A 25,612-nucleotide genomic window follows, 5' to 3' on the forward strand; every position below is an offset into this window, starting at 1 on the left:
GGTCACGCCTGTTCTCCCTGTTGGTCTTTCATGGCCTTTTGCCAGGCCCATTCGTGACCCCACACACTGATCCCTTCGTGCCGGGTGGTGACCCAGCTCGACGGGTCGATGATCAGGCTGTCGCACCCGATCTCGAGATCGAAGCCGCCAGGGGTCTGCACGTAAAAGCCGGTCGTCTCGTCATTGACATGGCGGCCCAGCGTCGCGCTTTCGGGATAAGCGAACCGCTTCATGCGATCGTGCGCCTTGCCCACCTCGATCAGTGTCGGCAGTTCGAGCATGATATGCACCGCGCCCGACGGCGGGACCGGCCCTTCGCCGAATGCGATCGAGTGGTGCCGCCCGTTGTCGGCATGGAGAAAGGCAAAGCCCATCGACGGACCATCGGGGCCGAACAGATTGAAACGCGGCATGTCGGTTTCGTGGAAACCGAGCACATCGCGGTGAAACGCGATGGTTTCGTCAAAGTTGGGCGCCGAAAACACCGCATGGCCCAATCCCATGTCACCGGTGACGAAACCGGGCACGCCGATCGGCGAAACAAACGGGTCCGCAGTCCGCGCATCGCCGCAATAGAGCTCAAGCCCGTTGCCCGCCGGGTCGGTGGTGTGGAACAGCGCCTCGGCGCCACGTCCGGCGGCCTCTTGCGCGCTGGCCCATTCCACCGGACGCCCCGCCGCCGCAACAGCCACCGCCAGCGTGTCGAGCGTGGCCCGGTCCGTCACTTCATAACCGGCCGCGACAAACCATTCGCGCGTCCCCGGCTGGATGCGCAGGCGGAACACGCGGTCGTCCACGCGATACAGCGCGGCACCGTCGGGCGCATCGGCGGCGCGCATGACGCCGACGAACTCCGTCAGAAAACGGTCCCACTCTGCGGGCTTCGCCGTCTCGATGACGACATAGCCGAGCGCCTTGATCCCCATGGTTTTCAGGTTCCTTTCACGAGGTCCAGGAAGTAGGGTCGCTCGCCCCCTCCATCGACATTGATGCGTGCGCCGCTGACCCAACCGGCAAGGTCGGAACACAGCCAGAGCACCGCGCCGGCGATATCGTCGCCGGTGCCCATGCGCTGCAGCGGCATCGAACGGCCGATCGCCGCCTGCGCCTCGGCATCGCCATATGTCTCGGCAGCGTTTTCGGTCTGCATCAGGCCTGCGATGATAGCGTTCACGCGGATGCCGACCGGGCCCCATTCCTGGGCCAGACTCTGCGTCAGATTGATCAGGCCGGCCTTGGCCGCGCCATAGGCCGCCGTCATCGGCGCAGGGCGAACCCCGGCGACACTGGCGATATTGACGATGCTGGCGTGACCCCGGCCCTGCATATGCGCATGGGCGGCTTGCGCCATGTACATCGCCGAATGCAGGTTGAGCTTCAGGATCGCGTCGAAGAACCGCGGCGAGGCGTCTGCTGCGGCGGCCTGCGGCGATCCACCGGCGTTGTTGACCAGGATGTCGAGCCGACCGAATTTGGCCGCGACGCCATCCACCAGCCCTTTGGCCTGTTCGGGATCGCGGATGTCGGCCGCGCGAAAGGCGATGCCTTCGGGCAGGGCATCGGGTGCGTTGCGGCCACAGACCACCACACGCGCACCGGCATCCGCCAGCGCCATCGCGATGCACAGCCCCAGACCCCGGGTGCCGCCCGTGACGATGGCCACGCGGCCATCAAGATCAATGGCTGGATTCATGATTTTCCTGCCCTGCACGGGGCGCCCTCTCCCACCTTCACCGGGTTTCCGCAGTCTTGATTTTCGGTCCTGCGCCGGATTCGAATTTGCTTATATCGAAGGCATTGATGCATTTCAATTGATGATTTGCGTACCTCATAGCTTTTAAAATTACGCGTGCAGCCAGAAACCGCAAAAATAATTTGACCCGGCCTGCGCAGCCAAAGACCGGCCACGCGCCCGTTGACGGCGCGCCCTGCCCTCTGCCTCGACCAATCCGCCTTGCGCACGATAACTCGTCGGCAAATTATCATAATAATACGCAAATGGCAGTTTCATATTCACATTCAAGGTGAAATGTGGTTTTTTAGCGACATCGCAAAACGCAAACGGTAAAATCAACAGGGGAACAGGGTATGCTGCTGAAAGACACCGCCGCCATCATCACCGGCGCCGCGCGCGGCGTGGCCAAAGGGGTGGCCACCGCCATGGTCAAGGCCGGCGCCAGCGTGCTGATCGTTGACCGGGAGGTCGAACTGGGCAAAGCTACCGCCGCCGAACTCGGGGCGCTGGGCCCGGTCCATTTCATGGCCGTAGATCTTGCCGATCGCGACGCCCTGCCCGGCATCGTCGACGAGGCCGTGCGGCGGTTCGGGCGGCTGGATACGCTGGTCAACGCGGCGCAGGCCTCGGCGCAAATGCCGCTGATCGACACCTCGACCGAGGCGATGAACCTGGCCTTTGATACCGGATTCTGGCCGACCTTCCTGCTGATGAAGGCCGCGTTTCCTCATCTCGTCGCATCGCGCGGCTCGGTGATCAATTTCGGCAGCGGCGCGGGCATCCAGGGCATGCCGACGCAAGCGTCGTATGGCGCGGCCAAAGAAGCGATCCGGTCGCTGTCCAAGACGGCGGCAATCGAATGGGGTGAACACGGCGTGCGGGTGAACGTGATCTGCCCGTTTGCGCTGTCGCCCGGCGTCGAAATGTGGCGCCAGCATTTTCCCGAGGCCTATGCCGGGCAGATCAGCAGGGTTCCGCTGCGCCGCATCGGCGATCCGGAAATGGACATCGGGTCCTCGGCCGTGTTCCTCGCCAGCAATCTTGCGAGCTATGTTACCGGGCAGACGCTGATGGTCGACGGCGGCCAGACGCGCACGTTCTGATCGCACGCCGCCATGCGCGGCCAACAGGTCGATCAGGAACCGCGCTTTCGAAAGACTTTGCGGTTTTCAATTGACGATTTGCGTATCAGGTGGCATTCAAATTTACGAATGATCATAAAATGTGCGGCAACGAGTCGACGCATCACGGCATTGATGCAAGGGAGAGATCACCAGCAATGGCAACACCTGCCACTCTCGTCGCGGCGGGCGACACCGGCCAGACAGCAACGGGCCAGACAGCAACCGGCCCGACAGCAGAAGATCTGGCCGCGCGCGCGCGGGCAATGATCCCGGCGCTGCGCGCGCGCGCCGCGCGCTGCGTTGCCGATCGCGACGTACCGGCGGAATCGATCGCGGACATGCAGGAAGCCGGATTTTTCCGCATCCTCCAGCCCCGGCGCTGGGGCGGGTTCGAAATGCATCCCAATGCCTTCTACGAAGTGCAGAAAGCCCTGGCCGAAGGCTGCATGTCAACCGGCTGGATGTATGGCGTGGTGGGGTGCCACCCCTATGAAATCGCGCTGTTCCACGAAGCGGCGCAGGCCGAAGTCTGGGGCAGCGATCCTTCGACGCTGGTGTCGTCGAGCTATCAGCCGGTCGGCAAGGTCACCGTGGTCGACGGCGGTTTCCGCCTGTCGGGCCGATGGGGTTTTTCGACCGGATCGGTGCATTGCCAATGGGTCGTGCTGGGCGCGCTGGTGCCGCCGACCGAGCCGGGCGGTGCGCCCGACATGCGCGCATTCCTGTTGCCGCGCAGCGATTACACCATCGATCGCGATGCCTGGCATGTGTTCGGGCTGCAAGGCACCGGCAGCCATGACGTGATCGTCGACGACGTGTTCGTGCCGGACTATCGCACGCACCGCTCGGTCGATGGCTTCTTGTGCACCAATCCGGGGCAGGAAACCAATCCGGGGCCGCTCTATACCCTGCCCTGGGCGCAAGTGTTCATGCGCTCGGTCTCGACGGCCGCGTTCGGCGGGGCGCGGGCGGCGATCAATGCGGCCATCGAGATCGCGCAAAATCGCGTGTCGACCAACACCGGCAAGGCATCGAAAAGCGACCCGTTCCTGCTGGCCGCAATATCCAAGGCCCATGCCCAGGTCACGGAGATGGAGCAGACGCTGCACCTGACCTTCGAAGACCTGATGGGCCATGCCGAACGGGGTGAGGCCATCCCGATGGAAAAGCGCACGCTTTATGCCTACAATTCATCGAGCGTGGTACGGCGCATGGCCGAACTGGTCGACGGGATGATGGAATTGCTCGGCGGGCGGGCGATCTACACCTCCAGCCCGATCATTCAGCCCTGGCTCGACCTCCATGCCGGACGCGCCCATGTCGCCAACGATCCCAACAACCGCACGCAGGATCTTGTCGGGGGTATTCTTGGCCAGGCGCCGACATTCACTTTCCTTTGACAACCGGGACCCCAGAGCCATGGCTGAACTGCGCTCTGCCACCTATTGCGTAAGCGGTGGCTATGACATTCACATTCAGGAAGCCGGCGACGCAGCCGCTCCTGCACTCGTGTTCCTGCACGGCAGCGGCCCGGGCGCTTCGGGTGCTTCGAATTTCCGTCAGAACATCGATGCCTTTGTCGGTGCCGGATACCGCGTGATCCTGCCTGACCTGATCGGCTATGGCGCCTCGTCAAAGCCCGAAGGCATCGACTATACGCTGCAACTGTTTACCGACACCGTTTACGAAGCCCTGTTGGCGCACGGCATTTCCGCCGCCGGCCTGGTCGGCAATTCGCTGGGCGGCGGCATCGCTCTGCTGCTGACACTCGACCACCCGGAATTCGCACGCAATCTCGTGCTGATGGCGCCGGGCTGCGTGGCAGAGCGCGAATCCTATTTCGTCATGCCGGGCATCGCCAGGATGGTGTCGAATTTCGGCGGCCCCGATTTCAATCTGGCCGAACAGAAGCGGCTGGTTTCAAATCTGGTCCACCCCGATTTTGCGCCGAACATCTCCGACGCGCTGATCGCCGAACGCTTTGCCGTCGCACGCACCCAGCCCAAGGACGTTCTGGTGCGCATGCGCACTCCCGACTTGTCCCCCCGTTTGGGCGAAATCGCACAACCGATCCTCGTCCTGTGGGGCCTCAACGACGAATTCTGTCCCGAAGCGCACGCGCGCCTGTTCCTCGACCATTGCCCCGATGTGCGCGCCATGACCTTTGGCCGCACCGGGCACTGGGTGCAGGTCGAACGCGCCGCAGAGTTCAACGCCTACGCGATCGATTTCCTCGATTCCCACCGCTGATCGAATCAACGAAGCCCGAAGCGCCTGAACAGGTTCGGCCGACGCCCGGCGACAGGGCGCGGCGCCAATGGAGAGGAACGCCGATGCCGTCCTATTCCCAATATCAGCCGCTCGCCCTGGCGAACGTGCCGCACTGGGATTTCACCACCGATGTCGCGGTTGTCGGGTTCGGCGCAGCCGGGGCTTGCGCGGCCATCGAGGCGGCCGGTGCGGGGGCAAAGATCATGCTGTTCGAACGCTCTTCGGGCAGCGGCGGCGCCTCGGCGCTGTCGGGCGGGGAAATCTATATCGGCGGTGGCACCGACGCGCAGATCGCGGCGGGGTTCGACGACACGGTCGAGGATTTCACCGCCTATCTGAAATTGGCGGGCGGCCCCTGCGCCGACGAGGCCAAATGCGAACTCTATGGCCGCGAAGCGCTGGCGCATTACCAGTGGCTCAAGGACCAGGGCGTACCCTATCGCGGCAATTTCCTGCCCGGCAAAGTCATCGAACCGACCGACGATTCCACGCTGATCTGGTCGGGCAGCGAAGCTGCCACGCCATTCCGGCTGAAGGCGAGGCCCGCGCCGCGCGGCCATGTCATTCAGCACATGGGCTGGGGCGGCGGTCGCCCGCTGGTCGATATTCTCGAACGCCGCGCGCGCGATCTGGGCACGGATATTCAGGTCGATGCCCGCGCCGTGGCGCTGATCACCGACGGCGACCGTGTGGCCGGACTCGTCGTGCGGATCGACAATCAGGACCGGTTCGTGCGGGCGAACCGGGGCGTGGTGCTGGCCACCGGCGGCTTTGTCTTCAACGAAGGCATGCGGCGCAAATATTGCCCCGACAGCTTTCGCGTCAACAGCCCGATCGGCGACAAGGACGACGGGACGGGTATCGAACTGGGCGTGTCGGTCGGCGGCGATGCCGTTCACATGGATCAGTTCTTTACCACCTGCCCCTGGACCATCCCCGCCGATCAGGCGCACGGCGTGTTCGTCAATGTCGCGGGGCAACGCTTTATCAACGAGGATTGCTATCACGGCCGGGTCAGTCGCTGCGCGATCGATCAGCCTGGGGGCAAGGTCTATCTCCTGCTCGACAACGCCCATTTCTCGCAACCGCTCGATCTGGCGGGGATCACCATCGCCGCCACGGGCGCGACCTGGGACGAAGTCGAGGCGGAACTCGAAATGCCCGCCGGCACGCTGTCGGCGACGATGGATGTCTATAACCGCCATGCGCGCGAAGGCCGCGATCCGCTGTTCGACAAGCAGGTGCCGATCCTCGTCCCGCTCGATCAGTCGCCGTTCGTGGCGTTGGAGCTCAATTTCGAGATCAGCTATTTCAGCTTCTTCACGCTGGGCGGGCTGAAAACCAGCGCCTGCGGCGAAGTGTTGAGCCGCGCAGGGCTACCGATCCCCGGGCTTTATGCCGCCGGTCGCTGTACGTCGGGCCTGCCCGCATGGGGGCATGGCTATTCGTCGGGCCTGAGCCTGGCCGACTGCACCTTTTTCGGGCGGCAGGCCGGACGCGAGGCGGCGCAGGGTACATAAGACCAGAAACGGGAGAGCAGCATGATCCTCAAGGACAAGGTGGTGATTGTCACCGGCGCCGGGCCCGGCATGGGCAAGGCCGCCTGTCGCGGCGCGGCACGGGAAGGCGCGAAAGTCGTCGTGACCGCGCGATCGAGGGCCGCGATCGAAGAGGTGGCGCACGAGATCGTCGCAGCCGGTGGCGAAGCGATCGCCGTACCGCTCGACGTGACGCAGATGGATCAGTGCCACGCCGCCGCCAAGGCCGCGCTCGACACCTGGGGCCGGATCGACGGGCTGGTCAATTCGGCCTATTTCCATCCCGACTGGGGCCCCTTGATCGAACACGACATCGACCAGGTGCTACAGGCGTTCAATGTCGCTGCGGCAGGTGCGCTGCGCATGAGCATGGCGGCTTACCCGGCCATGAAGGCGCAAAGGTCGGGTTCGATCGTCAATATCTCGACGCTGTGCACGCGCAAGCCGATGCCCGGCGAAGGTGGCTATGGCATGGCCAAAGGGGCGCTCAACCACATGACCCGTCACCTCGCGGTCGAATTCGCCGGCAGCGGCATCCGCGTCAACACCGCGCTGATGGGCTGGATGATGGGCGCGCCCTTGCAGGGGTTTGCGGATTCCATGGGCCCGGAAGCGGGCGCCGCGTTTCTGAAACAGCGCGGTTCGGAAATTCCGGTCGGCCATATCCCGACCGACGCCGATTGCGCCAAGGCGGTCTATTTCCTGCTGTCGGACCATGCCTCGGAAATCACGGGCGCGATGCTCGACGTCAACGGCGGCGACTGGGTCGCGGCGTGAACGGGAGAGAACCCATGCTGCCCGACTGGATGAAACACCATCCCTCGCTGGCCCAGGACCCGGTCTCGGGTCTTGATCCGGAGGCTGTCACGATCAGCGAAACGGTGGAGATCGCCGCCCCCGCCCGCGTGGTGTGGCAGGTGCTGACCGACATGCCGCGCTACAACGAATGGAACCCGTTCTGCGTGCGCGCGGAATCGACGCTGGAAATGGGCGCGGCGGTGCACATGAAGCTGGTCAACTATGCCGCGCCCGGCAGTCTGGTGCCCAATTGCGAATATATCTGCGCGCTGGAACCGGAACGCATGATTTCGTGGGAATTGCCGCACAGCGATTTCTGGCCATATCCGGCGCGGCGCGATCAGGTGATCGAGGCGACCGGGCCGACGTCGTGCCGCTATTTTTCCACCGACGCCTTTCTCGGCGCCAACGGCATCCATGTCTTCCGCTTTGCCGGGCCATGGGTGAAGCGCGCCTTCGACGATAGCGGCCGGGCGCTGAAAGCCCGCGCAGAAGAGCTGTTCGCTGCCGAACAGGGAGCCTGAGCCAATGACCTTCAGCCTGCAGCAGCTTTCCGACATCGAAGAGATCAAGGTACTCAAGCACCGCTATTTCCGCGGGATCGACACCGGCGATGCCGCGCTTTTGTCGAATTTGTTCACCGAGGATGTTGCGGTCACCTACAACGGCGGAACGTACAAGGTTTCGCTCTCCGGGCGCGCCGCCATGCTCGAATTCCTCGCCAATGCGTTTCATTCGGGCGCAGCGGCCATGCACATCGGCCTGATGCCGGAAATCACGGTGACGGGCGACAACAGCGCCACCGGCATCTGGACCTTGCAGGACGTGTTCATCGATCTGGAAAAGGACGCTCACACCTTTGGCACCGCGATCTACACCGACCGCTATCGCCGCGAGGGCGGCGTGTGGAAGATCGAGGCCACCTGGTACGACCGGGTGATCGAAGTGCTGACCAAATTCAGCGCCACGGGCGGACAGGTCAGCGTGCAGCGGCTCGCCACGACCGGGCGCAAGCCACACGAACGCACCGACATCAGCCATCTGATCCACTGGGACCAATAAGGACCATTTCGCCATGCTTCCAAAGATTACGCTCGGCCAGACCGATCTCTCGGTCAGCAGGCTGTGCTATGGCACCAACATGCTCGGCTGGATGCTCGACCAGGGCAAGTCCAATGCCATCCTCGACACGTTTGCCGGGCTCGGCGGCAATTTCATCGACACCGCCCGGTCCTATGGCGACTGGGTGCCCGATGCGCCGGTCGGGGCCAGCGAACGTGCGGTGGGGGCATGGCTGAAGAGCCGGCGTCGCGACGATTTCGTGATCGCCACCAAGGGCGGCTTTTTCGACATGCGCGTCGGCGATTACCGCAATCGCGTCACGCCCGAGGATATCACCGCCGATCTTGCACAAAGCCTCGATCACCTCGGGCTCGATACGATCGACCTCTATTTCGTCCATACCGACAACCCCGACAGCCCGGTCGAACCGATCATCGACACGCTGATCGGCCACCGCGAAGCCGGACGGGTGCGCCATTTCGCTGCGTCGAACTGGAGCGTCGCGCGGATTGCGGCCGCAAACGCCTATGCCGCCTCGCTCGGCAAGCCCGGTTTTGTCGCCTCGGAAACATTCTGGGGTCTGGCCGTGCCCGATGTCGCGGCGGCGGCGGCGCAAGGCTATGTGCATTATTACGAGGGCGAATACGAAGCGCTCCACGCGGCCGGGCTGCCGATTGTCGCCTATGCCGCACAATCGGGAGGCTATTTCACCAAACGCGCCAATGGCGCCGAACTGGGTACGCTGGCAGACCGTTACGGCAATCCGGTCAACGACCGGCGGCTGGCCGTGGCGCAGGCCCTTGCCGGCGCGCACGATGTGTCGCTCAATGACGTCGTGCTGGCCTATCTGACCAGCCAGCCCAACCAGACCATCCCGATCTTTGGCGGTTCCACCCCCGACCAGGTGCGCGACAGCGTCAAGGCGGCGGCGCTTGTGCTGACCGCCGACGAACTGGCGCAGTTGCGGAACGCCTGATTAGCCAAGAACCGCACGAAGTCTTGTGACAGCAAGCATCGCGCGGTCGAGCGCGCGCTGTCCGGCTACTGCATCATCGCGCGGGATTTCGACGCTGATCGGGCAATGCGCCGGCAGCGCACGGACAAACCCGGCGACGTCAAACGCGCCCTCGCCCGGCAACAGGCGCTGCGATGAGGCTTCGTGGACCGGATCGGACGGCGCCTCGCGCAGGCCATCGGCGACCTGGCCATAGAGGATAGTGCGGGGCGGTACGGCGGCCAGGTCTGCCACGGTCCCGCCCGAACGCATCAGGTGCAGCAGGTCGGCGTTGATCCCGACTTCGCCGGGTCGCCCGATCCGGCCGACAAGATCGAGCGCCGCGCCAAGCGAGGGGATCTGGCTGGGCGGATAGAATTCGACCGCGACGTTCAGGCCATGCGCGCGCGCCAGATCGCAGAACCGGCCGAACACATCGACCCGCCGCGCCGGATCGCGATCATAGACCAGGGCATTGACCAGCCCCGCGCCAAGATCTGCCGCACATTCGAGCGCCGGGGCAAGCGCAGCCACGTCCGTACGCCCCGCCAATGTGAAAGGATAGGCAAGGTCAAGCGCCACGCCGTGCGCCGCCATGGCCTGCTTCATCGCGCCGCGCTGGCGCAAGTCACCGACGCAGTCGAAGTGCGGCATCAGCGGCAGGACATCCATCGAGGTCATGAACAGGCAGATCCCGTCGCACCCCGTCGCCCGGGCCAGTTCGACCAGTCGCACGGGGGTGGCATCGACAACGGTAATATGATCCAGCGACACTCGCCGCATCTGCGTATCCTTTCAGGATATTGCGCCTTATATGCGCATATAGAACCCCGCCGCAATCACGATAGGTGATATGCGTTTCCTTTGCCTTTTTTATATACGCATGATATGTCAGTATCCACTTACCGCGCATGAGAGGATCAAACAGAATGGCGACAATGGCCCCCGATCGCCCAGCGAACCCGGTATCCGCACCAGGCCTGACAATGGGCCATCTGGCGCTGCATTATGGCAAGCCCGAAGAAGGTCCGCTCGCCTCGCGTTTGTTGCAGGTGATGGGCTTGGTCGAAACGCAGGTTCTGCCCTTGCCCAATGGCAATTTCTATCGCTTTGTCGCCAACCGCGAGCACTATGCGCGTGGCGACGGCATCGTTTATCTGTCGTGCCTGCCCGAACCCCAGGCGCGGCTGATCGAGGCGATCCATCAGGCCCTGCATGTCGGCACCGACCACGAGGATGATGCCGTAAAGGGCTATCGCGCGATGATGGCGCAAGATTTCGAAGCCAGCTTTCACTTCGGCTTTCTCGTGCCCACGCTCGAAGAACTCGAAGCGCTGGTACAGGCCTTGCGCGAACTCGAAGCGTCCGACCCCGCGTTCAAGGGCCGCATCCATGTCGGCATGAACCGGGCGCGGCGGGGCGATGCCGAAGTCGACGTGCGGCTCGACGCCTCACCCGTGTTCGGCAATGCCGCGCGCTATGCCTATGGCAGCGCGGGCGTGCAGGTATTTGTCGAAACCGACCTCGTGCGCGCGGGGCAACTGGGCGAAAACATGGTTTTCGAATTCGATTACATCTTTCCGGATCGTGCCAGCCATATCCTCTCGGTAGTCGAGCTCTGACCCCGGCGCGGGCCCTGGCGGTCCCGCAAACCGGTCACAGTTTGACGATCCGGATGTTTGGCACGAGGTTTTCGCTGGCGTTGATCCAGCGCCACAGCCCGGTGCCGCTGCGATGCCCGGCCAGATCGACCCAGTTGCCCCAGCCGGGATCGCGGTCGGCACAGACCACAACCACGCTGCCATCGGCCTCATATTGGGCCATCGAATTGTTTATCCACACTTTCTGGTGGATATGGTCAAGCGACTCCATCCACCAGTTGTCGATCTGCAGGTTCCACATGCGGCATTCGGGCACCGGCGTTTCGATCACCAGCGCCTCGCCCTCGGCCAGTGCGTAATGGAAATGGCCGTACCAGATATTGGGATCGCCCCCCGCTTTCCAGAACACCGACTGGTCGCCGTCATAGATCCGGTTCGACTGCCCCTGAAACCATTCGGACCAGTTGGCAAAAGTGTTGGCCGTGCCCCGGGCCCAGGCTGCCGCGCCCACCAATTGGCGCTCGATCGTCGCCGGATCGAGCAGCGCGGGCACATCGGCGCCCGGCCCGATGCGTTCGACCCGCACATCGGCGGGGCGTTGCCGATGCTTGTCGTCGAACGTCTGCCGCACAATCAGCAGCGACGTGTCGTCGGCCATGGGCAGCCAGTTGCCCGGATGCGGGTTACGGCTGACGATGATTTCGAAACTGCCGTCGGAGCCGAATTCCATCTGGCCAAATTCGATTTCGCCGGTCGAGGCCATTGTGCCGTCGATGGCATAACGGTTGGCCTTGCTGCCGATCGAGAAATAGGGAACGCTGTTGCGCCGGCCGGTGATGCGGTATTCCCAATCCGGGCGCACGACGCATTGCTGATAGATATTGTCGGGATTGTCGGCGCCGATCTTGATCTTGTCGTCGCACAGCATGAACAGGCGAGGGAAATCGGGGTCGGCACTGTCGACCAGCATATTGAGCGCGGTGCGCGTCAGACGGCTGAGGTATCGCAACCCTTCCGCCTGATCGAGCGCAGTGGTCGGAGTCGAAGGACGCGCCAGCACGTCGCCCGCATCGGCCAGCGCGGCGCAGAACCGGCGCCAGACATGATCGAGATGGCCGACATGACTTTGGGAATGTGTCATCGGGGTGGTCCTTCGGGATGGAGAGAGACATGCACGACAGGATTGACGCCCTCGCTGCCCGCCTTGGCGCGCTGGAGGATCGTGAAGCGATCCGCGATCTGATCGCACGATATGGCCCGCTCGCCGACAGCGGCGACGCCATCGCCCTGGCGGCGCTTTGGGTGGAAGATGGCGAATACGAAGTGATCGGATTTGCCGCCGCAAAAGGGCACGCGGCCATCGCGTCGTTGATCGAGGGACCGGTGCACCGATCGTTGATGGCCGATGGCTGTGCGCACCTGCTTGGGCCTGTCGCCATCACGCTTGATGGCGATCGCGCGCTGGCGCGGGGGCATTCGGTGGTGTTTCGTCATGACGACGGCCGGTTTGTCGCACACCGCGTCGCCGCCAACCGCTGGACGCTCGAACGGCGTGAACAGGGCTGGCGCGTGGTTCATCGCGCCAATGCCCTGCTCGACGGGGCCAAAGCCGCACGAGTCCTGCTTTCTGCCACAGACATGCCGCCCAAACAGCCTTGACCTCTCGCGTCAGCCGGCGATCTGGCCGCCATCGATTGAAAAGATCGCGCCGGTGATCTTCCTCGCCTTGTCGCTGGCAAGGAACGCGAACAGGTCCGCGATGTCCGACGACTCGCACGAGCCGTCGAGCAGTTTCGGCGCATTGCGCATCAACAGGCTGTAATCGATGCCTTCGGGGAACGCGGTCGCCTGGGTCATCGGCGTGTTGACCTGCCCCGGTGCAATCGCGTTAAAACGCACGCCGACGGCGGCAAACTCGATCGCGAGGCTCTTGGTCAAACCGACCACCGCGTGTTTCGAAGCGGCATAGGCGACAGTATAGGGAATACCGATCAGTCCCGCCGCCGACGCGGTGCTGATGACGTTGCCCCGGCTCTTGATCAGATGGGGCAGCGCGGCCTGCACAATGGCAAAGACACTGTTGGTATTGACCTGCATGACCAGTGCGAAGTCTTCCACCGGAAAGTCTTCGGACCGGCCCCATTTCAGAATGCCCGAGATATTGCAGACCACGTCGAGACCATCGGCGGCGGCCACTTCGACCAGGCGGCGGCACGAAGCGGTGTCGACCGCGTCATAGAACTGGATCACCGGCACGGATGCCATCATCGCCGCCGTTTCGTGAAGCCCCGCCTCATTGCGGTCGCCGATCGTCACCTTTGCGCCTTCGGCGGCAAAGCGGATCGCGGTCGCGCGCCCGATGCCCGAGGCCGCGCCGGTGACAAGAACGTTCTTGCCCTGCAACATCATCCTGCTCTCCTCCCGCTCGCCCGGCGTGATGCCGGGCGAGCCGTTTCCTGTCAGAACTTCACGCCGATCGTCACGCCATAGGTGCGCGGATCGGGGAAATAGGCCACCGTCAGCCCGCCGAACGACGTGCCGAAATCGATGAAATTGTCCGGCTTCTTGAAATTGAACAGATTCTTGCCCCACAGCGAGACTTGCGCCGTCGTGCCCCCCATCGGGATCTGCGCGATGGTCGCCCGCGCATTGAAGAAAATCTGCGCCGGGGCCTGCGTCTGCCAGGCAGTCTGCTGGCTGCCGGTCAGCGCATAGGGGAACGTGAAATAGCTCGAAGTATAATTGAGGTCACCCGACACCGAGAAACGGCCCCAGTCGCCCTGGGCCAGCCGCGCATCGAGGCTGGCCGAGGCGGTGTAATGCGGCGCATGCGGGAACGCGCGATTGCCCGACACATCGACGCCACCGTCGATATAGCTTTCATACTTGGGGTCGAGATAGGCCGCCGACCCGTGGAATGTGATCGCATCGATCGGGCGCAGCGTCAGTTCGGCCTCCAGCCCGCGCACCCGCGCGCCGGCCGCGTTGAGCACTTCGGACGCCGCCGCGCCGGATGCGGTGAACACCGACAACTGAATGTTCCTGTGCTCGTCCCAGAACGCGGCGAGGTTGAGGATCATCTTGCCGTCGAGCAGGCGCGTCTTCACGCCGACTTCATAGCTGTCGACAGTTTCCGGCTTGTATGGATGGCACAGCTCGGTAGCCCCATCGATACACCCCTTGGGCGCATTGGGATCGAAGAAGATATTGGTTTCGCCGTTGAACCCGCCCGATTTGAAGCCGCGCGCATAACGGGCATAAACGTTGATATTGCGGTCGGGTTGGTAGGACAGCGTCACTGCGGGGGTAAAGCTGTCGTACTTGGCATCGGGCACATCGCCATAATTGATGTCGGCAACGGTCGTGCCATTGGCCACCAGCAGCTTGCGGATATCTTTCTGCTCGTGGGTATAGCGCGCGCCGACCGTCAGCTTCAACTGCTCGGTAAAGTTGTAGTCAGCCTGGGTATAGGCGGCAAACGCCTTGGTGTGCGAGCCATAGACCGAAAGGTAATTGGCCGAACCAAAGAAATAGCTCTGCGGATTGTCGGTTGCAGCAAATTCCGAATAATAGAACAGCCCGGCAACGTAATTGAGCCTGTCGTTCAGCGCCTTGCCGGTCGCCTGCAATTCCTGGCTGAAGCTGTGGAAGCGCGTGTTGCGCTGGGTAAACGCAACCGGCAACGGCGATCCGTCGAGGTCGGTCGAATCCTGCCAATGCATCCAGCGGTATGACGTGATCGACTTCAGCGTGGCACTGCCCAGCGGCACCGACAGCGTCAGCGCGTGACCCCAGGTTTCCGACTTTTCATATTCCGGGTTGGCGTCGAGCGACGTCGTCGTCTGCCGCGTGGTCGAGGCATATTGCGCCAACGGGATGCCCGAATAGCTTGCGCTCTTCGGATCAAAGATCGCATAGGCGCTGTGGTCGGTGTAGACGCTGTAAAGCTGCGAATAGTCGGGCCTTTGATCGTGGTTCGAATAGTCGAACATGTAATCGGCCGTCACCGCCGAGCCCGCCGGCCTGTAGCGCACCTGGACCATCGCGCTCTTGCTGTCGAGGTTGTTGATGCTGTTATAGGCCGGGTTGCCGGTGACCTTGATGAAACCGTCGCGCTGTTCGATCTGACCCGAAAGCTTGACCGAAAAGCCCTGCCATTCCGGCAGGTCGAGCACGAGCTTGCCCTTCCAGTAGTTGTAATTGCCGTAGGACGCTTCGGCCGCCAGGTCGAACTTTCCGGTAGGCGCCTTGGGCACCAGATTGACCGCGCCGGCCAGCGCGTTGCGGCCATAGAGCGTACCCTGCGGCCCGCGCAACACCTCGATACGCTCCAGATCGGCCACGTCGAACACCGACCCTTGCGCCTTGGCGATATACACCCCGTTCAAATAGAGCCCGACCGCCGGCTCCCAGGTCACCGCGGGGTTGATCGTCACCGAACCGCGGATCGAAATCTGGGTAATGGTCTTGTCCGACGGCGCACGGGCGATCTGCATGTTGGGCGCGATCGAACCGAGGTTGTCGATCGAGGTAATGCCGCGCGTCTCAAGATACTGGCCCGACACCGCAGAAATCGCGATCGGCACGTTCTGAATGTTTTCCGACCGCTTTTGCGCGGTCACCACGATTTCACCGACGCCGGGGCCATTGCTGCCAGGGCCGCTGCTGTCCGTGCCGTTGGCGTTCTGGGCGGCCGGTGCAGCATCGGCCGCAAACGCCGGGCTGGTGACAAGGGCAAGGCTCGACAATGCCGTCGCGGCAAGAAGGGTCTTCATCATATCCTCTCTCTATTGCATCGGTTACGCTATCGCGTACAAATTTATGGCGGATCCATATGATTTACCGATTGCAAACGCAACTCGTCCCGCACTATCCGTAGAAATGTTGCATTTTTGCTACGCATTTCACAACCCCCAACGTCTCAAGCAGACGAAATCCCGCATCCGGCCCGCCCATGGAGTCCGAAGCCGCGCCGCGCGGGCTATTGCGGCGGAACGGTCCAGCGCAGCTTCAGCCCGGTAAAGCCCATGACCGATCCGCCGAACACCGATCCCGGTGGCTGGTCCGGGGCCAGTTCGAACCCCGGAATACGGCGCAGCCATTCCTGCAGCGACACCATGATCTCGCGCTTGGCCAACAACGAACCGATGCAGCGATGCGGGCCGACGCCAAACGTGACATGGACATTGACCGCGCGATCGAGATCGATCGTGTCTGGATCGCGAAACACGCGCGGATCGCGATTGGCCACCGTGTTGGGCAGGATCACCCGGTCGTTGCGGCGCAAGGTCACGCCGCGAAATTCGCAATCATGCGCCACCCGGCGATAGAGATTGGACACGGCGTTGATCCGCATCAGCTCTTCGCTGGCGCGCAAAAACGCGTCGGGATCATCCAGCCGGTCGCGGAAATGCGCCTGTGCCGCCGGATTCGTCGCCAGATAGCGCCAGACATAGGCCATGGTGTTGGTCACGGTATCGAGCCCCGCCACAAACAACAGGAACCCGCAATTAAGGATATCCTCCCACGCGTGTTGCCTGCCGGCATCGTCACGCGCGGTGACGATCGCGGTGGCGATGTCGGTGCCTGGATTGCGCTCCTTTTCACGGAACAGCGCCTCAAGCACGGCGTAGATCTCGACGATGTTGGCCGCCCGCGCGGCAGGATCGGTGCTGCGGAAAAACACTTTGGCCAAAGCCAGGAATTCATCGATCCGGTCTTCCGGCAGGCCGAACAGGTGGAGGAACGTGCCGGTCGGATAGCGTTCGGCAAATTCAGTGATGAAATCGCATTCGCCCCGGCGCGCAATCGGTTCGATCAGCGAGGCCGCGCGGCGGTGCAATTCGTCGGTCATCGCGCGCACAGCGATCGGCGTGAACATCGGCGCCAGCAGGCGTCGGAACACATTGTGCGCGGGCGGATCGACGCCCTGTGGCTGCATCACCGGAAAAGGTTCGATCGGCGGGATCGGCGTCTGACAGGTCGAAAACACGCTGTAGTCGCGATAGGCCTCGACAATGTCGGCATAGTCGAGAAACACCCAGTGCCCGCCGTTGCGCGGAGTGTAGAAAATGCGTGGCACCCCGCGACGCACCAGATCGTGCCAGATTTCCGCCGGGTCGGCGACACCCTCGGGAATGTGGAAGAAATCGAAATCGACCATGCGCGCTGCGGGAACATGGTCGGGCGGCGGGGGCTGAAAATGCAGGGTCATCAGTCTTCCTCTTGCGACCGGGCCACGCGCAGCGCGCCTTCGGGGCAGTTGCGCACGGCAAGCCGTACTTTGGCCTCCAGCGCCTCGGGCACGTTCGGATCGGCGATCACGACTTTGCCCTCGACAGCATCGGTCGCGAACACTTCGGGGCATAGATCCTCGCAACGGGCGTGGCCCTGGCACAAGGCATGGTTGGCGATGACACGCATCGGCGGTTCTCCTCTCGCGCAAGACCAAGCACGCAATCGGCAATTACCCAAGCGGAGCGAAGGAACCGGACCCGCCATAACAAACCCCGAGCGCCAGCTTTCACGCTTGCGCCGCCGCGTTTGTTGCGCAGCATGACCCAACGCGCCACGATGCAACCATGGCCGATCAGATCGAAAAAGCGGGAGAGCATGAGCGTTTTGGCACCCACGCCCGAAGAGTTCGATTTCGTCATTGTCGGGGCGGGCGTTGCGGGGTGTATCCTCGCCAACCGCCTGTCCGCCGATCCCGGCAACCGCGTGCTTCTGCTGGAAGCCGGGGGCAGGGATTCGAGCCCGCTGATCACAGCGCCCGGCGGGCTTTTGCCGATCATGATGTCGGGAGCGTTTGTCTGGCGCTATATGTCGGCGCCGCAACGGCATCTTGACGATCGCGTACTCTATCTGCCGCGCGGCAAAGTGCTGGGCGGCGGTTCGTCGGTCAACGGCATGACTTACGACCGGGGGTTTCATTCCGACTATGACCAATGGGCCCAGTCCGGCAATCGCGGCTGGTCATTTGCCGAAGTGCTGCCCTATTTCCGCCGGCTTGAAAACTTCCTGCCCGCCGACAACGCGTGGCATGGCCAGGGCGGACCGATCCAGGTCACGCGTGCGGGCCAGGGCCACCCGTTTGCCAAGGCGTTTCTGGAGGCAGGTGTCGCTGCCGGCTATCGGCTGACCGATGATCTCAACGGCGCGACGCGCGACGGGTTTGGCGCGGTTGACCTGACAGTCGGGCGCGGCCGGCGATCAAGCGCGGCGTCCGCCTATCTGCGGCCCGCGCAGGGACGGTCCAATCTTGTCGTCGTTACCCAGGCACAGACCCGGCGCGTACTGTTTGAAGGGCGGCGCGCAGTCGGTGTCGTCTGGCGCCACAAAGGGCAGGACCGGATCGCCCGGGCATTACACGAAGTGATCCTGTCGGCAGGCGCGATCAACACGCCGCAACTCTTGATGGTGTCGGGCGTGGGACCGGCCGACCATCTGGCCGATCATGCCATCACGGTGGTCGCCGATTTGCCCGGCGTGGGTCAGGGATTGCAGGATCACCTTGCCGCCCATGTCAAATACCGTGCGACCAAGCCGCTGTCGATGTTGCGATATCTGAACCCGCTGCGCGGTGCGCTGGCAATGGGGCAATATCTGCTGACTCGTACCGGGCCGTTGGCCGATCCCGGGATGTCGGTTGCCTGCATGGTACGGTCGGATCCCGCGCTCGACGAACCCGATATCAAGATGCTGCTGGTGTCGGCGCTGTTCGGGGCCAACGGCCGCAAGATGGTGCCGATGCACGGGTTTTATGCCCATATCAATGTCGCCCGGCCGGATGCCAGAGGGACCGTGACGCTGGCCGGGGCCGATCCCGACCTGCCCCCGGTCATCGACCAGAACTATCACGCCACCGAACGCGACCGACGCGTGTTGCGCGAGGGCGTGCGCATCGCGCGGCGCGTGTTTGCGCAAAGCCCGTTCGACGATCTGCGTGGCGAAGAACTGGCGCCTGGGCCATCGGTCTTCGATGACGACGACGGAGCAATCGACGCCTATATCCGTGCCACCGCAGAGGCCGATTACCATTCGACCAGCACCGCACGGATGGGCCGCGACCCGATGGCCGTGGTCGATGATGCCCTGCTGGTTCATGGCATGCACGGTCTTCGCGTTGTCGATGCCTCGGTGATGCCGCACCTGCCCGGCGGCAACACCGCGATCCCCGTGGCCATGATCGCGGAAAAAGCCGCCGACATGATCCTGGGCCGGGCTGCGCCCGCACCGGAATTTCCAGCGGGAGAAACCCCATGAAAATCCGCGCCATGGTTGCCCATGCGCCCTGCACACCGCTCGTCGAGGAAGTGCTCGATCTGGCGCCGCCCGGCCCCGGCGACGTGCTGATCGAGATCATGGCGAGCGGGCTGTGCCACACCGATCTCAGCCAATTGGACGGCAAGGCCGCGCCTTATCCGTTCCCCGTGGTCGTCGGACACGAAGGCGCAGGAATCGTGCGCGAAATTGGCGCGTGCGTGACATCGGTCGCGGTGGGCGATCATGTCGTGCCGCTGGGCATCGGCGAATGCGGCGCTTGCGGCGCTTGCCTGTCGGGGCGGACCAATTTGTGCGAAGTGTTCCTGGGTGAAATCGCCACGCAGCCGTCGCCCTTTTCGCTGAACGGCCAAAAGGTCTCGGCGTATTCGGGAGTCGGCTCGCTGGCCGAATACGTGGTCATGCCCGAACGCAATGTGGCGCTAATTCGCAGGGATGTGCCGTTTCACCTCGCCTGCACGCTTGGCTGTGCGGTGGCGACCGGGGTCGGCGCGGTGCTGCACACCGCCCATGTCGGCAAAGGCGCGACCGTTGCCGTATTCGGCCTCGGCGGGATCGGGCTCAATGTCGTGCAAGGTGCGCAGCTGGCAGGGGCGAGCCGGATCATCGGCGTTGACATCAACCCTGCGCGCGATGCGCAAGGGCGGCGGTTCGGCATGACCGACTTTGTCAACGGAGGCCAGACCGATGCGGTGGCGGCAATCCGCGCGCTGACCGGAGGCGGTGCCGATTTCGCGTTCGAATGCGTCGGCCAGACCCGGCTGATGCAACAGGCGTTCGATTGCACCCGCATCGGCTGGGGCTGTACCGTGGTGCTGGGCGTGCCGCCCGATGGCCAGACGCTGCAACTGGTGCCCTTTTCGATCCAGTTGGGGCGGACAGTCAAAGGCTCGTTCATGGGCAATATCAAGGGCCGGAGCCAGTTGCCCGGCTTGCTCGACCATTATGTCGCGGGGCGGCTCAATCTCGATGACCTGGTGACACACCGGCTGCCGATGGCCGACGTCAACCGGGGGTTTGACCTGATGAAATCGGGCGAAGCGCTGCGCAGCGTGGTCAGTTTCAAGGAGAGCAACCAGTGATCAAGGCCATCGCCCTGCTGCGCCGCCGCGCCGACCTGTCGCGGGCAGATTTCATCACGTATTATGAAACGCGCCACGCGCCGCTGATCCGGTCGCTCTTTCCCGAAATCATCGCCTACAACCGCAACTATGTCGATCGCGCTGGCGCCTTTGACAGCGCGGTGGCGCCGATCGATTTCGACAGCGTGACCGAAATGCGCTTTGCCACGCGCGCCGATTACGAGGGCTTTCTTGCCCGCTCGGCCGACCCGGCGGTGGCGCAGGCGATCGCCGATGACGAGGGAAACCTGTTCGACCGCAGCGCGACGCGGATGATGGTAGTCGATGAAGTGCCCGCGCGAAGGGCGACCGAGGCCGCGTTGTTTGCGCGACTGCGTGCGCTTGAGGCCGAACGCGCGGTGCGTGAGGGGCTGGCGCGCTTTGCCCGGGTGATCGACGCCAAGGACTGGGCCGCGTTGGATACGGTGTTCGCGGCCGACCTGACATTTGATTACGGTCCGGGCGAAAGCGCGGGGATCGCCGCGCTGACCGACAACATGCGCCGCTTTCTCGACGGTTGCGGCCCGACCCAGCACCTGATTGGCAGCGTGACGATCACTGTCGACGGGGCACGCGCCGACAGCCATGCCTATGTCCAGGCGCGCCACCAGCGCAGCCATGACCCGGCAGGCGCGGTATTCGATTCCAATGGCGAATACCACGACCGCTGGGAACTGCGCCCCCAGGGCTGGCGCATCGTGCGCCGCGACGCGCGCTGGCAAAACCACACCGGCGACCCGACGATCCTGTCGGCTGGAAATGCCGCTCTTGGCTAGGGCCGTTGCGAATGCAGGATGCCGCCGTCGACGACGATCTCGGTCGCGGTGATATAGCTGGCCTCGTTCGACATCAGGAAACGCACGGTGCGGCCGATTTCCGCCGGGTCGCCAAACCGGCCAAGGAAGACGCGCCCCGCATAGGCTTGTTCCATCGCATCGCGCATCTCGCCCAGAATCGGGGTGTCGATCATCCCCGGGCTGAGCGCGTTGATGCGGATGCCAGACAGCGCGAGTTCGTCGGCCATGGCCCGGACGAGCGAGATCACCGCTCCCTTGGCTGCCGTATAGATCGGGATCATGCCATTGCCGAACGTCGCGTTGATCGAGGCAATGGCGACGATCGCGCTGCCCGGATTGGCTTTCAGATCGTCCATGAAAGCCTGCGTCAGCAGCAGGATCGCGCGGACATGCAGCGCCATTCCGGCATCGAAATTGTCCGGCGTGACCCCGCCGATGCCGGTCTGCAACGCCGTGCCCGCACAATGGACAATGCCACCGACCGACCCCAGCGCCGCGCGCGTGGCAAGGGCCGCAGGCGACACTGCCTGCGGATCGCGCAAGTCGACCGCCTGGCCGATTGCAGCCACCCCATATTGGCGGCTGATGACAGCCGCGGCGGCCATGGCCCCCTCGGCGTTGATGTCCCACAGCGCCACCGGGCGCCCGACGGCAGCGAGCGCATGGGCCGAGGCAAGGCCGATGCCGGAAGCCCCCCCGGTGATCACCACGCCGGTGCCGGGATTGCCAAGCTGGGGAATATAGTCGGTCATTGCGGCAAACTCCCAATATCGTGCTGTATTCTTAGCCCAAATGTTCTCATTCCGGCCCGAGGTCGGGCACCCATGGCACCCCGTTGATATGCCCGCCGCCATCGACGAACAGCGTGTTGCCGGTCAGATAGCGCGCATCTTCGCTGGCAAGGAACGCCGCAACACCGGCGATATCGGTTTCGGGATCCCCCATCCGCCCCATCGGGTTGGCTGCGGCGGTCGCGGCGGCCACTTCGGGCGCCATTTCGACAAACCGGCGATAGGCGGCCGAGACCGCCGCCGGGCAGATCACGTTGACGCAAATGCCATGGCCTGCCCATTCGCGCGCCGCCGAGCGCGAATAGGCGCGCACCGCTTCCTTGGCGACATTGTAGTGCGCGCTGCCCATGTGCGCATTGACACCATTGAGCGAGGCCATGTTGATCACCCGGCCCCACCGCTTTGCCTTCATGTGCGGCAGCGCGCGTTCCATCGCCCATTTCGTGGCATAGAGGCACATCTTCAGCGCGGCGTCGAACCGTTCATCGCTGTTGCGCTCGATACGCAGCGCCCCATCGCCGGCATAGGCGTTGTTGACCAGCACATCGACCGACCCGAACGCATCGACACAGGTGTCCACGGCTGCAAATACCTGATCGCGCTGCGTCACATCGCAGGCAACGAAGCGTGCCCGTCCGCCCAATGCGATCAGTTCGGCCGTCACTGCCGAACCGCGCTGACGATCGAAATCGGCGACGATCACCGCGCCGCCTTCGCGCACGAAACGCCGGGCAATGCCGTGGCCGATGCCATCGGCCGCCCCGGTAACGACCGCGGCGCGGCCCGCCAACATGCCTTTGGTCATTGCACCGTTTCCTTTTTGCGGATCAGACGCCGGGTGCGCCGGGGAAGCCATGGTAATAGGTGCCGACGGTCATGCCGCCATCGACGACGATTTCTGCACCATTGAGGTACGAGGCATCGTCACTGGCAAGAAACAGGCTGGCGGCAGCGACCTCTTCCGGTCCGCCGATGCGTTGCAAGGGTACGTTGTCATAGGCCTTGTCGACATCGCTGCGCGCGCGGCCGTCGTGGTTCGACATCACCGTATCGACCCCGCCGGGATGGACCGAATTGACCCGGATGCCTTTGTGCCCCAGCTCCATCGCGGCGACTTTGGTCAGCCCTCGCACCCCCCATTTCGACGAGGCATAGGCGACCAGACTGTTGGCGCCCTTCATCCCGTCGACCGACGAGATGTTGACGATCGAACCGCGCCCGCGCGCAATCATGCCCGGGGCGACCGACCGGACACCCAGGAATTCGCCCACCAGATTGACCCCCAGCACGCGTTCGTAATCGGCCTTGGTCGTATCGAGAATGCTCTTGAACAGCAGTATCCCGGCATTGTTGACCAGCACGTCGATCCCGCCAAAGGCGGCTTCGACTTCGGCCACAACCCGGGTCCATGCGTCTTCGCTGGTCACATCGAGCTTCCAGAACCGCGCGGCGTCACCCAGTTCGGCGGCCAGCGCCTGCCCGCGGTCTTCGAGCACGTCGGCAATCGCGACTTTTGCGCCTTCTGCGACAAAGCGGCGGCTGGTCGCCTCGCCCATGCCGCGCGCGCCGCCAGTGATGATCGCGACTTTGCCATCGAGTCTGCCCATGTGTTTCAATCCTGTTGTGTCAAAGAGACCGTAGAAATGCGCGCGGGGGTGCGTCGCGCCGAGCGGGCCAACGAGCCATCGCCAAAAACAGCAGCGTGATCGTGCCGCAGGCCACCGCGATCGCCACGCCGACCGCAGCATAGCCTCCGGTCCGGTCGTGGAGCACGCCGGCGAGCGGCGGCAGGCCAAAATTGAACGGCAGCGTGGCCAACCCGAGCAACCCGACCACGCGCACCGCGGCGGCCAGTCCAAACTGTTCGCCGACCAGCACATTGACCGACGGGAAGACACCCGCGCCACCTGCCCCCAGCAGCGCAATCAGCGGCGCCATCAGCGCAAAATCATGCAACGACAGCAGCGCCAGCCATGCCAGCGCATTTGTCGCGGCAATCAACGCGAGTGTCATCGGCGCGCCGATGCGGGCGCACAGCAGCCCGGCACCAAACGCCCCGGCAATACTGGCGGTGCCCATGACGGAAAGCAGCATGGCGGCGGAACCCGCGCCCAGACCGGCCTCGATCCCCAGCGCGACGATATGCGAAGACACCGTGATCCCGGCCGCATGCAGCACGCCAGACCCGATCGCGATGAACCAGAACAACGGCCGCGACAGCACAGGGCCCGCGTCCGGGGCCGATTTGACCGACGATGCCGGCAGTACGAGCCCCATCGGCGCATCGACAATGCCCCAGGCAAACGGCAACAGCAGTGCATGCAGCCCCGCCAGCGCGACATAGACCCCGGTCAGCCCAAAGGAATGCAGCAGCGGCCCGACTCCGAGCGGCACCAGCGCCACCAGTACCGGCATGTTGACAAAACCGATGGCCGGGCCGGGCTTTGGCTGAAACCAGCGCGCCGCCAGCACGCTTGACGGAAACGGCCCGAACATCGCCAGCCCCAACCCGATCGGCAGCGCATAGGCCAGCAGCACAACACCAAAGCCGGGCGCAAAAGCGAGCGCCAGATTTCCCGATCCGGACAGCACGATCCCGATCAGCATCGTGGCGCGCAGGCCGATCCGCCCGATCATCCGCGCCGCGATCGGCGATCCCACGCCCATCATCAGCACGGCCAGCGCGATCCCCAGGCTCGCCATGCCGCGACCCACGCCAAAGCGCTGCTGCAAGGTCAGCACTGCAACGCCAAACGAGCCGAAGGTCGAACCGATTGCCACGTTCTGACAAAGGAAGGCGCGCAGCGCCATCGCATGCCGGCGCGGATCGGGCATATCCCCCGCAGAACCGGACCGGCCGCCGATGGTCATGCCGCACCCTTCAGATCGGGCGCGGGGTCCATCTGCGGCACATTGTGGCTATAGGCCTTTTCCTCGTACCGTTCGGCAATGCGCCAGCCCTCGCCGGTGCGCACCAGGCGATCACGGTACCATAGCCCGATGAAAAACACCTGTTCGGCGCCGGCGGCGTCGCGATGAACCATCGGATTGAACAGAATGGTCCGGCTGGTTGCGGTATCGCCTGTCAGATCAAGCCTTGTCGTTGCCACCATGTGCTGGAACATCGCAAAGCGTTCGAGCGCGATCGGCAGCCAGGCCTTGATCGCGGGAAATGAACCCCTGGCACCGCCGGTTTCGCTGTAATCGATACGCGCATCCGGGGTAAACACGCGATCCAGCGCATCCCAGTCGCGTTCGTCGATGGCAAAGCTGTAGCGCGCAAAGAGATCCTGAATCTCGAGGCGGTCCGACATCTCCTGCAACGACATCACAGGCTTTCTCCCACTACGCGTTCGAAGCATTTTTGCCATATGGATACGAATCCAAATACCACATCGCGCTTTTGACGTTTTTATGCGTAGTTCATTGCCGGATATTGAATCAAATCGCAAGCGAGTCCCTCGGCGCAACAAAGGCCGGGCATCGCTGCCCGGCCC

At 63.7% G+C, this 25,612-nt stretch carries 26 protein-coding genes; 13 read left to right on the forward strand and 13 right to left on the reverse strand.

From position 1 onward, the window contains the following. Nucleotides 1-2: 2 nt before the first annotated feature. Complete coding sequence (locus AQZ50_RS00230) at nt 3-926, reverse strand: VOC family protein (protein WP_067741021.1); 924 nt, start codon at nt 924-926, stop codon at nt 3-5. A 5-nt stretch (nt 927-931) separates the two neighbouring features. Next, the gene (locus AQZ50_RS00235) at nt 932-1,693 is read right to left on the reverse strand and encodes an SDR family oxidoreductase (protein WP_067741024.1); all 762 of its coding nucleotides are present in this window, start codon (nt 1,691-1,693) and stop codon (nt 932-934) included. 395 nt (nt 1,694-2,088) lie between these two features. Between AQZ50_RS00235 and AQZ50_RS00240 the strand changes: the two genes are divergently transcribed. From AQZ50_RS00240 to AQZ50_RS00275, 8 genes are all read left to right on the forward strand, one after another. After that, nucleotides 2,089-2,838 carry an SDR family NAD(P)-dependent oxidoreductase gene (locus AQZ50_RS00240; protein ID WP_067741027.1) on the forward strand — a complete coding sequence of 250 codons (750 nt, stop codon included), beginning with the start codon at nt 2,089-2,091 and terminating at the stop codon, nt 2,836-2,838. A gap of 284 nt (nt 2,839-3,122) precedes the next feature. Next, complete coding sequence (locus AQZ50_RS00245; RefSeq protein ID WP_369801362.1) at nt 3,123-4,259, forward strand: acyl-CoA dehydrogenase family protein; 1,137 nt, start codon at nt 3,123-3,125, stop codon at nt 4,257-4,259. A 19-nt stretch (nt 4,260-4,278) separates the two neighbouring features. Beyond that, nucleotides 4,279-5,109 carry an alpha/beta fold hydrolase gene (locus tag AQZ50_RS00250; RefSeq protein ID WP_067741029.1) on the forward strand — a complete coding sequence of 277 codons (831 nt, stop codon included), beginning with the start codon at nt 4,279-4,281 and terminating at the stop codon, nt 5,107-5,109. 83 nt (nt 5,110-5,192) lie between these two features. Then, on the forward strand, nt 5,193-6,650 hold the full coding sequence (locus AQZ50_RS00255) for an FAD-dependent oxidoreductase (RefSeq protein ID WP_067741031.1): 1,458 nt from the start codon (nt 5,193-5,195) through the stop codon (nt 6,648-6,650). Between the two features lie 21 nt (nt 6,651-6,671). Continuing rightward, entirely contained in the window at nt 6,672-7,445 is a 774-nt protein-coding gene (locus tag AQZ50_RS00260) for an SDR family oxidoreductase (protein ID WP_067741033.1), read from the forward strand. Continuing rightward, nucleotides 7,442-7,990, forward strand: coding sequence for an SRPBCC domain-containing protein (locus AQZ50_RS00265; RefSeq protein ID WP_231730029.1), 549 nt, complete (start codon nt 7,442-7,444; stop codon nt 7,988-7,990). The genes AQZ50_RS00260 and AQZ50_RS00265 overlap by 4 nt, the downstream gene beginning before the upstream one ends. Nucleotides 7,991-7,994: 4 nt before the next feature. Then, on the forward strand, nt 7,995-8,528 hold the full coding sequence (locus tag AQZ50_RS00270) for a nuclear transport factor 2 family protein (protein ID WP_067741036.1): 534 nt from the start codon (nt 7,995-7,997) through the stop codon (nt 8,526-8,528). A 13-nt stretch (nt 8,529-8,541) separates the two neighbouring features. Then, nucleotides 8,542-9,504, forward strand: a complete 963-nt coding sequence (locus AQZ50_RS00275) for an aldo/keto reductase (protein ID WP_067741039.1) — start codon at nt 8,542-8,544, stop codon at nt 9,502-9,504. On the opposite strand, the gene AQZ50_RS00280 is transcribed toward AQZ50_RS00275, so the two are convergent. Beyond that, entirely contained in the window at nt 9,505-10,305 is an 801-nt protein-coding gene (locus tag AQZ50_RS00280) for a sugar phosphate isomerase/epimerase family protein (RefSeq protein ID WP_067741041.1), read from the reverse strand. 146 nt (nt 10,306-10,451) lie between these two features. Here AQZ50_RS00280 and AQZ50_RS00285 point away from each other — a divergent pair, with 146 nt between their 5' ends. Continuing rightward, a complete protein-coding gene (locus tag AQZ50_RS00285) occupies nt 10,452-11,144 on the forward strand; it encodes a hypothetical protein (RefSeq protein WP_067741044.1) in 693 nt (230 codons plus the stop codon). Between the two features lie 34 nt (nt 11,145-11,178). On the opposite strand, the gene AQZ50_RS00290 is transcribed toward AQZ50_RS00285, so the two are convergent. Further along, nucleotides 11,179-12,264 (reverse strand): DUF1214 domain-containing protein, encoded by a 1,086-nt coding sequence (locus AQZ50_RS00290; RefSeq protein WP_067741047.1) that lies wholly within the window; start codon nt 12,262-12,264, stop codon nt 11,179-11,181. Nucleotides 12,265-12,293: 29 nt separating this feature from the next. Here AQZ50_RS00290 and AQZ50_RS00295 point away from each other — a divergent pair, with 29 nt between their 5' ends. Beyond that, nucleotides 12,294-12,782: a nuclear transport factor 2 family protein gene (locus AQZ50_RS00295; RefSeq protein ID WP_231730030.1), complete on the forward strand. Its 489-nt coding sequence runs from the start codon at nt 12,294-12,296 to the stop codon at nt 12,780-12,782. Nucleotides 12,783-12,791: 9 nt separating this feature from the next. Here the strand turns inward: AQZ50_RS00295 and AQZ50_RS00300 are convergent, their stop codons facing one another. From AQZ50_RS00300 to AQZ50_RS00315, 4 genes are all read right to left on the reverse strand, one after another. Continuing rightward, a complete protein-coding gene (locus AQZ50_RS00300) occupies nt 12,792-13,532 on the reverse strand; it encodes an SDR family NAD(P)-dependent oxidoreductase (protein WP_067741052.1) in 741 nt (246 codons plus the stop codon). 50 nt (nt 13,533-13,582) lie between these two features. Next, nucleotides 13,583-15,901 (reverse strand): TonB-dependent receptor, encoded by a 2,319-nt coding sequence (locus tag AQZ50_RS00305; RefSeq protein ID WP_231730031.1) that lies wholly within the window; start codon nt 15,899-15,901, stop codon nt 13,583-13,585. Nucleotides 15,902-16,104: 203 nt separating this feature from the next. Then, the gene (locus AQZ50_RS00310) at nt 16,105-17,337 is read right to left on the reverse strand and encodes a cytochrome P450 (RefSeq protein ID WP_067741056.1); all 1,233 of its coding nucleotides are present in this window, start codon (nt 17,335-17,337) and stop codon (nt 16,105-16,107) included. Continuing rightward, nucleotides 17,337-17,546 carry a ferredoxin gene (locus tag AQZ50_RS00315; protein ID WP_067741058.1) on the reverse strand — a complete coding sequence of 70 codons (210 nt, stop codon included), beginning with the start codon at nt 17,544-17,546 and terminating at the stop codon, nt 17,337-17,339. The genes AQZ50_RS00310 and AQZ50_RS00315 overlap by 1 nt, the downstream gene beginning before the upstream one ends. Nucleotides 17,547-17,735: 189 nt before the next feature. On the opposite strand from AQZ50_RS00315, the gene AQZ50_RS00320 reads away from it, so the two are divergent. The 3 genes from AQZ50_RS00320 to AQZ50_RS19915 are packed head-to-tail and all read left to right on the forward strand — an operon-like array spanning nt 17,736 to nt 21,303. Beyond that, a complete protein-coding gene (locus AQZ50_RS00320) occupies nt 17,736-19,388 on the forward strand; it encodes a GMC family oxidoreductase (RefSeq protein WP_067741061.1) in 1,653 nt (550 codons plus the stop codon). Further along, on the forward strand, nt 19,385-20,488 hold the full coding sequence (locus AQZ50_RS00325) for a zinc-binding dehydrogenase (protein ID WP_067741064.1): 1,104 nt from the start codon (nt 19,385-19,387) through the stop codon (nt 20,486-20,488). The genes AQZ50_RS00320 and AQZ50_RS00325 overlap by 4 nt, the downstream gene beginning before the upstream one ends. Further along, the gene (locus tag AQZ50_RS19915) at nt 20,485-21,303 is read left to right on the forward strand and encodes a nuclear transport factor 2 family protein (RefSeq protein ID WP_082703320.1); all 819 of its coding nucleotides are present in this window, start codon (nt 20,485-20,487) and stop codon (nt 21,301-21,303) included. The genes AQZ50_RS00325 and AQZ50_RS19915 overlap by 4 nt, the downstream gene beginning before the upstream one ends. On the opposite strand, the gene AQZ50_RS00340 is transcribed toward AQZ50_RS19915, so the two are convergent. From AQZ50_RS00340 to AQZ50_RS00360, 5 genes are read right to left on the reverse strand one after another with little or no spacing between them, the layout of a single operon-like run. Further along, nucleotides 21,300-22,076 (reverse strand): SDR family NAD(P)-dependent oxidoreductase, encoded by a 777-nt coding sequence (locus tag AQZ50_RS00340; protein WP_067741066.1) that lies wholly within the window; start codon nt 22,074-22,076, stop codon nt 21,300-21,302. The two genes, AQZ50_RS19915 and AQZ50_RS00340, sit on opposite strands and share 4 nt — an antisense overlap. Before the next feature lie 46 nt (nt 22,077-22,122). Further along, nucleotides 22,123-22,920: an SDR family NAD(P)-dependent oxidoreductase gene (locus AQZ50_RS00345; protein ID WP_067742256.1), complete on the reverse strand. Its 798-nt coding sequence runs from the start codon at nt 22,918-22,920 to the stop codon at nt 22,123-22,125. 22 nt (nt 22,921-22,942) lie between these two features. After that, nucleotides 22,943-23,722: an SDR family NAD(P)-dependent oxidoreductase gene (locus AQZ50_RS00350; RefSeq protein ID WP_067741069.1), complete on the reverse strand. Its 780-nt coding sequence runs from the start codon at nt 23,720-23,722 to the stop codon at nt 22,943-22,945. Between the two features lie 19 nt (nt 23,723-23,741). Then, nucleotides 23,742-24,986 (reverse strand): MFS transporter, encoded by a 1,245-nt coding sequence (locus tag AQZ50_RS00355; protein ID WP_067741072.1) that lies wholly within the window; start codon nt 24,984-24,986, stop codon nt 23,742-23,744. Beyond that, nucleotides 24,983-25,447, reverse strand: a complete 465-nt coding sequence (locus AQZ50_RS00360; protein ID WP_067741075.1) for a nuclear transport factor 2 family protein — start codon at nt 25,445-25,447, stop codon at nt 24,983-24,985. Before AQZ50_RS00360 ends, AQZ50_RS00355 begins: the two co-directional genes overlap by 4 nt. Nucleotides 25,448-25,612: the final 165 nt, after the last annotated feature.

It is taken from the genome of Novosphingobium sp. Fuku2-ISO-50 (assembly GCF_001519055.1).
Lineage (GTDB): Bacteria > Pseudomonadota > Alphaproteobacteria > Sphingomonadales > Sphingomonadaceae > Novosphingobium.